The organism is Clostridium sp. SM-530-WT-3G (genome assembly GCF_012843905.1).
Lineage (GTDB): Bacteria > Bacillota > Clostridia > Clostridiales > Clostridiaceae > Clostridium.
Window position 1 is genome coordinate 76442 of record NZ_JABAGC010000010.1, and the last position, 8523, is coordinate 84964.

8 protein-coding genes are annotated in these 8523 nt (G+C 27.1%); 5 read left to right on the top strand and 3 right to left on the bottom strand.

Annotation, left to right across the window (positions count from 1 at the left end; translation table 11 throughout):
* Positions 1 to 37 precede the first annotated feature (37 nt).
* Positions 38 to 232 (bottom strand): hypothetical protein, encoded by a 195-nt coding sequence (locus tag HF850_RS15695; protein WP_243159415.1) that lies wholly within the window; start codon positions 230 to 232, stop codon positions 38 to 40.
* Between the two features lie 286 nt (positions 233 to 518).
* Here HF850_RS15695 and HF850_RS06065 point away from each other — a divergent pair, with 286 nt between their 5' ends.
* From HF850_RS06065 to HF850_RS06085, 5 genes are all read left to right on the top strand, one after another.
* Complete coding sequence (locus HF850_RS06065; protein WP_169104575.1) at positions 519 to 1211, top strand: response regulator transcription factor; 693 nt, start codon at positions 519 to 521, stop codon at positions 1209 to 1211.
* Entirely contained in the window at positions 1201 to 2688 is a 1488-nt protein-coding gene (locus HF850_RS06070; RefSeq protein ID WP_169104576.1) for a HAMP domain-containing sensor histidine kinase, read from the top strand. Before HF850_RS06065 ends, HF850_RS06070 begins: the two co-directional genes overlap by 11 nt.
* Positions 2689 to 2865: 177 nt before the next feature.
* Positions 2866 to 3660, top strand: coding sequence for a type II CAAX endopeptidase family protein (locus HF850_RS06075; RefSeq protein WP_169104577.1), 795 nt, complete (start codon positions 2866 to 2868; stop codon positions 3658 to 3660).
* 208 nt (positions 3661 to 3868) lie between these two features.
* Complete coding sequence (locus tag HF850_RS06080; protein WP_169104578.1) at positions 3869 to 6049, top strand: Tex family protein; 2181 nt, start codon at positions 3869 to 3871, stop codon at positions 6047 to 6049.
* A gap of 182 nt (positions 6050 to 6231) precedes the next feature.
* Positions 6232 to 7173: a DMT family transporter gene (locus HF850_RS06085; protein WP_169104579.1), complete on the top strand. Its 942-nt coding sequence runs from the start codon at positions 6232 to 6234 to the stop codon at positions 7171 to 7173.
* Positions 7174 to 7264: 91 nt separating this feature from the next.
* On the opposite strand, the gene HF850_RS06090 is transcribed toward HF850_RS06085, so the two are convergent.
* Together HF850_RS06090 and HF850_RS06095 are read right to left on the bottom strand one after the other, a co-directional pair.
* Entirely contained in the window at positions 7265 to 7915 is a 651-nt protein-coding gene (locus tag HF850_RS06090; RefSeq protein ID WP_169104580.1) for a flavodoxin, read from the bottom strand.
* Positions 7916 to 7927: 12 nt separating this feature from the next.
* Entirely contained in the window at positions 7928 to 8440 is a 513-nt protein-coding gene (locus HF850_RS06095) for a flavodoxin family protein (RefSeq protein ID WP_169104581.1), read from the bottom strand.
* Between the last annotated feature and the right edge of the window lie 83 nt (positions 8441 to 8523).

Below are 8523 nucleotides of genomic sequence, written 5' to 3' on the forward strand. Positions count from 1 at the left end.
CACTTCATAATATGAATGGATTAAAGGAGACATTTATTTATTGTGGTTTATAAAATATATCAATCATTGAATAAATTGATGTTAGTATAACACATCCATAAATAGCAATATTAAGCCCTGGTTTTAAGATTGATAATACACCACCAACAGCTAGTGCTGCAATTATTACTGCACCTATAAATTTGAAAAAACCTGATTTGTTTGTTAAGAGTGTTGTTACAGAAGAAAACATTATTAGTATTAATGTTAGAAAATAAAAGATGTTTTTTAGAATGTCTGAAAATGTAATTATACTTATTTGATTTAAGGTTAGTACTGAGATAAAAAATAGTAATAGAAAGGAACATATTTTGCTTATATTACGAATCATACTTTCACCACCTTTTGGAAAATATTTACATAATAATTATAGCGTCATATGATTTTTTAAGCAATTTAAATTTTATACTATAGAAAATATAACCATAAAATCAATATTATGATAAAATATATTCATAATAGTTTTGGGGGGCTAATGTATGAATATTTTGATTGCTGAGGATGAAAAAGATATTAGGGAATTAATAGTACTACATATGAAGAAAGAAAATTATAGTATATTTGAAGCATCAAATGGTGAAGAAGCTTTAGAAATTTTTAGGAATCAGAAAATAGATTTAATTTTATTAGATATAATGATGCCAAAAGTTAATGGTATTTCAGTAATTCAAAAAGTTAGAGAAACTTCAACAATTCCAATTATATGTATAACTGCTATGGGAAATGATTGTGATAAGGTCCTGGCATTAGGTTTAGGTGCAGATGATTATTTGGTGAAACCCATAAGTCCAATTGAACTTTCAGCAAGAGTTGAATCAAATTTAAGGCGATGCTATAAATATTCAGAGAAGCAGGAGCAGGTATATGAAATAGGGGAAATAAAGATGTATACGGATACTTTTGAAGTATATAAGAATGAAAAGAAGATAGATTTAAATCCTAAGGAATTTAAAATACTTAAGCTTTTAGTTTCAAATATAGGTAAGGTATTCACAAAGAAACAAATTTATGAAGAAGTATGGGGGGATATTTATATAGGAGATTCTAATAATATAATGGTTCACTTAAGTCATTTAAGAGAAAAAATAGAGGATGATCCAAAGAAGCCAAAGTATATAAAGACAATAAGAGGTATTGGGTACAAAGTTGAAAGGCTTAAAAATGAAAAATAAGATAAAAAGGCGTAGTGTAACTACAGAATTATTTATCATATATTTTTTGGGATATACCTGTTTATCCATAATTATTTTTTCATCAACTAATATAAGTTTTAAGATTTATAAGTTTTTATGTAGTCAGAGAACTTATAATAGTATTTATTTCGATAATCTTGAAGATAAATTAGAAACAAATTATCTTGATGTTACAGATAGAGATTTATCAGTAATAAAGGGATTTCTTATAACAATAAATAATGATAATAAAATTGATTATCATAAAGGCTGTTTAATCGATGAATTTGATCAAATGAATTTAAATGATTATATGGGCTTATTCGGCGTTAATAAAAATAATATAATTTTAGTAAATAGTGATATGCGGGCTAGGAGTATACTTAAGAATTTTAATAATACGATTGTGGATCTTAATAATGGTGAAAAATATTCTATATATACAAAGTATATTAAGAAAAAAAATAAGATGTTGGTAATTGGATGCCCATATATACAAATAACTCAGCCCAATGTAGTAACTAATATAATTTCTGTTCATAGAATCATTCAAATACTTGCTTTTGCAAATGTAGTTATAGTGTTATTGCTTGTATATGTACTTGCTGAAAAGACATCTAGCAATTTCATAATGCCAATAAGAAAGATGATTAAAGGTGTTAACGAAATATCTAATGGTAATTATAATGTACGCCTTGGAGATAATAAAATAAATGAATTTATTGAACTATCTCAAGGATTTAATAATATGGCTGAAACTATACAAAAAGAACAGAGTGAAAAGAGAAAATTAGAAAAACTAAGAGAAGAATTGATACTTGATATTTCTCATGATTTAAAAAATCCATTATCATCTATTTTAGGATACAGTGAAACATTGCTTAAAGATTCTAATATAAGTGAAGATGAAAAAAATAAATATTTAAATATAATAAACCAAAATTCATATAGAGCTAATAAGCTTATTACTGATTTATTTGAGTTTTCATTATATGAAAACTGTAACTATAAAATGGAACTAAAGAAAACTGATATATGTGAATTATTAAGAATAATAATAGCAGGTTACATTAATGAGTTTGATTATAAAGGGTTTGAATATGAATTTGATATTTCTGAAGATGAATATCATATCATGATTGATGAGTTAAAGTTTACAAGAGCCATAAATAATATATTAGATAATAAGATTAAATACAACGATAGAGGAAATAAAATTTATATAAAAACTTATGCTAAAAATAATAATTTTTATATAATTTTAGGAGATAATGGACATGCCATTCCTAAAGAATTAAGGGATAACATATTTAATCCTTTTGTAAGGACAGATAAATCTAGAAATTCTAAAACAGGAGGCACAGGTCTTGGACTTTCTATAACTAAAAAAATTATTAATAAACATAATGGTGATATAAAAATTATAGATAGTGATTGTGGTACTAACTTTGAAATAAATATTCCTCTGTCACATTAGGGAGTATCATTTAAGTTTATTTTAATGTAAAAGATAAATTAATTTAATTGACATCTATTATAATGTTACTAAAGAAAATTTAGAAAGGGATGAGGTAGGATTTTTGTAGACGAAGTGAAGTTTAAAGAAGTAAAAATACGAACTGTTATACTAATATATTTTATTACAATTTTAATTATGTCAGCAATTATATTTTTTATAATGGCTAAATTTGGACCTAATATAAGTCAAATGACGTTATTAATTTTAAACTTAGTTATGGATTTAATGATTATGATAATGCTTGTATTTACTTTTAAACCAACAATACGAGGAATAAAAGTATTATTAAGAGATGTAATAAATAAAGCAGATAAAAAAGAAATTATATATGTTGTAATATTTAAATTATTAGTTGCACTAGGTGGTGGAAAGATGTTGATTGATTTTTTACACCTTATAGATGAAAACTTCATAAATAGTTTTATGGCTGATATGATAATAAAAGTAGATGGACCAATACAATATGCAATAAGTGTAGTTATATTATGTTTGTTATGCCCTATTATAGAAGAACTTATTTTTAGAAATATAATATTTAAGAGGATATCAAAAAAGTTTAATGCTTATATAGGAGTAATAATATCATCTATAGTTTTTGCAACAATAAATATAGGAAATGGAATTGCTGGAGCATTTTTATTTGGTATAGCAAACTGCATTATATACACTAAATATAAGAATATATTTATGCCTGTATTAGTTAATTTTTCGTATAATTTATTGTTAGTTATTTTGGTGATTCCTTTCTTTGGTAATAATGCGAACTATATTCTCTTTAGTACAAGGAATGCAGGTATAAGTCTTTTGGTGGCATTTTTAATGTTTGCTACAGGGATATTTTTATTTATTAAATTTTTTATTAAAAATAAGAAATACATGAATGAATATAATATTGAATTGAGAAATAATTTAGAAATGAATACTATATAAAAAGCCTATAAATAAGCCATTTATTTGCATAAAGGATAAATAGGTTTATAATATTTATATGGAAACTTATCGCAAAGTTACTATTAATGATATATAATAGTAACTTTGTTTGATTTAAATTATAAAATACATAATTAACAGGATAAGTTCTTACAGTTTTGAAAAAATATAATTAATAGCATTAGAGAGTTGTGGAAGTGGAGGACATATGAATTCAATTGAAGAAAGATTAGCTAAAGAATTAGAGATAAAATTAAGTCAAGTACAGAATGTAATAGGTCTTTTAGATGATGGTAATACAGTACCTTTCATATCAAGATATAGAAAGGAAGCAACAGGAGGACTTTCTGATGAAATATTAAGAAAATTAGCAGAAAGGCTTACTTATTTAAGATCACTTGATGAAAGAAAAGCTGATGTTAAAAGACTTATAGAAGAACAAGATAAATTTACTGAAGAAATAGGAATAGCTTTAGATAAAGCTACAACTTTAACAGAAGTAGAAGATATATACAGACCATATAAGCCTAAGAAGAGAACAAAGTCTACAATTGCTCAGGCTAAGGGGTTAAAGCCTTTAGCTGAATTAATAATGGAAGGTAAGTTTAAAGACGATTTAGATAGAGAAGCAGCTAAGTATATAAGTGAAGAAAAAGGAGTGGAAACTTCTGATGAAGCTATACAAGGTGCTTTAGATATTATAGCAGAAGCTATTTCTGATGAAGCTAAATATAGAAAGTACATAAGGGAATTAGTCGTAAGAGAAGGTAATATAGAATCTAAAGGAAGTAGTGAAGAACCAACGCCATATGAAATGTATTATGAGTATAGTGAATCAGTAAATAAAATACCTCCTCATAGAATATTAGCTATAAATAGAGGAGAAAAAGAAAAAATTCTTAGTGTTAAGATTACTTGCAATGAAGAAAAAATATTAAAGTATTTAGAAAAACATGTTCTTAAAGGAAATGAAGTATTGGATGAAAAACTAAAATTAGCTATAAAAGATTCATTGAAGAGACTTATATATCCATCAATTGAAAGAGAAATAAGAAATGAATTAACTGATATTGGTGAAGAGGGAGCTATAAAGATATTTAAGGAGAATTTAAAGGCGCTTCTTTTACAGGCTCCTATAAAGGGAAAAGTAGTAATGGGATTCGACCCTGGATTTAGAACAGGATGTAAAGTTGCTATATTAGATGCAACAGGAAAATTCCTTGAAAATACAGCGGTTTATCCTACTTTACCTAAAAAGGATATAGAGGGAACAAAGAAAACATTAAAAGCTCTTATTAAGAAGTATGATGTAGATGTAATTTCTCTTGGTAATGGTACTGCCTCAAGAGAATCGGAAGAAGTAATTGCAGAAATGCTAAAAGAAATAAAAGAAGAAACAGGTAAGGAATTATCTTATGTAATAGTATCTGAAGCTGGAGCATCAGTTTATTCTGCATCAGAACTTGGAACAAAAGAATATCCAGATTTAGACGTTACAGTAAGAGGTGCTATTTCAATAGGAAGAAGACTTCAGGATCCACTTGCAGAATTAGTTAAAATAGATCCGAAGGCAATAGGTGTAGGTCAATATCAACATGATGTAACACCTAAGAAATTAGAAGAATCATTAGCAGGTGTTGTTGAAGATTCAGTTAATACTGTGGGTGTAGATTTAAATATTGCTACTCCTTCATTACTTACTCATATTTCAGGAATAAATGCATCTATAGCAAAGAATATAGTTGATTATAGAGATGAAAATGGAGGATTTACTTCAAGAAAAGAACTTTTAAAAGTAAAGAGACTTGGTCAGAAAGCGTATGAACAATGTGCTGGGTTCCTAAGAGTTGCTGAAAGTAAAGAACCACTTGATAATACATCTGTTCATCCTGAATCATACGATGCAGCTAAAAAACTTATAGAAGTATTAGGATATAATAAAGAAGATCTTAAGAATAAGAAGCTTGATGATATTGATGAAAGAGCAGAAGCTAAAGGTCTTAACGTTTTAAGTAAGGAGCTTGAAATTGGGGAACTTACATTAAGGGATATTATAAAGGAACTTAAGAAGCCAGGAAGAGATCCAAGAGAAGAAATGCCTAAACCAATTCTTAAAACTGGAATAATAGAAATGAAAGATTTAAAACCAGGAATGGTTCTTAGTGGTACAGTAAGAAATGTTTCTGATTTTGGAGCGTTCGTAGATATTGGAGTTCACCAAGATGGGCTTGTGCATAAGAGTCAGATGGCAAATAGATTTGTAAAACATCCTCTAGATATAGTAAAGGTTGGAGATATAGTAAAGGTAGCAATCTTAGAAGTTGATGAAAAGAGAAAGAGAATTTCATTAACTATGAAGGATGTAGATAAATTAGAAAAAGAAAATTAATTAATACTCTAGAATAAAACTCTTTCCAGTAGTACTGGAGAGAGTTTTTATGTAAGATATATAACACTACTTGCTTAGGTAAAATTGAAATCACTAAAGAATTTATGATAAAGTAAAGAATAGTGTGTGTTTATATCTGAGTATATGCACATAAAAAATAATTTGAGAGAAGGAAATCAAAATTGGATACGAAAAAGTTTTATACCAATAGAAGAAACATAGTTTTCTTTGCGACTTTATGCTGTATATTGTGGGGAAGTGCATATCCAGCTATTAAATGTGGATATGAAATGTTTGATATTGCAGCAAATGATATTCCATCAAAGTTTATATTTGCAGGATATAGATTTACACTTGCAGGAATTATAGTTTTGATAACATGTGTATTTTCAAGAAAAAGACTATTTAATTTTTCAGTAAGACAGATAGGGCAGGTTACAATACTTGGGCTTACACAGACAACATTACAATATATGTTCTTTTATATAGGATTAGCATATACAACAGGAATAAGAGGTTCTATTATTAATGGAACAGGTGCATTTTTTAGTATAATATTAGCTCATTTTATTTATAAAAATGATAGGTTAAATTTCAACAAAGTTTTAGGATGCATAATTGGATTTTTAGGGGTTATAGTTGTAAATTTAAATGGACAGTCATTTTTTGATACTTCATTTTCATTAAAGGGTGAAGGTTCAGTAATGCTTGCGGCATTTATGCTTTCAGCATCTTCAATTTATGGTAAAAGAATTACTCAAAATCAAGATGCTTCAATAGTTACTGGATATCAGCTACTTATTGGTGGAATAATACTAACTGTACTTGGATTTGTATTTGGAGGGCGCTTAAATGGATTTAATCTAAAATCTACAAGTCTTTTAATATATATGGCATTAATATCTTCAGTAGCATTTGTTTTATGGAGTGAATTATTAAAGTATAATAAAGTGGGAATTATATCAGTATTTAATTTCTCAATCCCTATATTTGGCTCATTGCTATCTGCTATATTTTTAGGAGAAAATATATTTAATATAAAGATATTAATTGGATTAGTATTTGTATGTATTGGAATATACTTAGTATATAAAGTTAAGGATACAGAAAAAGAAAATAAGTAATTTAATATAATACTAATACTAAATAAATATAAGAGGGACTATGCATAATGGCAAATTTAATTACTGTTTAGCTAAAGTCCCTTTTTATTGTTTAGTATATTTTTTTATAAAGTTCTTTAGGTTTAACTCCATAATTATTTTTACACTGAATTTTCCAGCCGTGGTTTGCAATTAAAATGAATAAGCGTTTAGGAAATTTAAGTGTAGCAAGTATAATATCATTAGAAATAGAAATATTATCTTCAATAGAATTTTTAATTTGCATTAGTGCATCATAGGCAGGTTTTTTAGGACCTTTCTGCCATGGGGCTGATTTCATTCCAACTAACATTTCACCGCTACCAATTCCAACTCCAATCTTCCAATTTAAATTATTTGAAATTGCAAAGTTCTTCAATATATTTACAGCTAATATATTTTGATGTCCATCATTAAATCCAGAATTAATAATACCGTATAAATTAATATTTAAATTGTCTTGGGTAGATAAGAAATCACCAAACTGCCATAAAAATTCAAGGGTAGTACTTGGAAATGAATCTGCATAAAGTGGAGATGTAATAAGAATATTCTCATAAGTTATTATTTCATCAAATAATGAAGTGTCTTTAAGTATATCTGCTACATAAAAAGTTTTTGATTTGACTTCTTTACTAAATAAAGCTAAAAGTTCATCTGTTATATATTTTGAATTACTAGATTTCCGTCTAGGACTTCCATTAATAATACACATATTTATCATGAATCTGTCCTCCTAAATTATAGTTTTTACTATATTCTCAATTTCAGTGATGTCTTTTGCTATAAAGGAGTTATATTTTGGGGCACCAAAGTTAAGCGCATTAGCTTTTACTAAAGATTTAAAGTTTTTTTCTTCTTCAGAAGTTATGGATTGTGAATAACCAATAAAAATAAGTTCTGGGACATGTTCATATCGAATTGAGTGATGAATTTCTCCATTATATATCCTGAAGAAGGGTAGAAGAAAACCTATAGATCTTTCAATTACTCTTTTTATATAAGGACTATATGATCCGTATCTTAATTCTGTAATAACAACCATTTTATCCGCTTGTTTAATATATTTTGGTGATTCAGTATAATAGTCGTTAATTATGCATCTACCAGGAGTCTTTAACCAGCATTTAAAACAGCCTAAGCATGGATGAATATCATCTATATCCTTAGAAAAAACTTTTGAATCTTTAGGTATCAAGCTTTCTATCTGTATTTTATTCTCGTTACTTAAGTCATGAATTAACAGCATATGTTACCGTTACTGAAAACTTATAAAAATCTATAAAAAATTATAAAATCTTATGTTTCATTCCTTTTTCAATGTATCTGCTT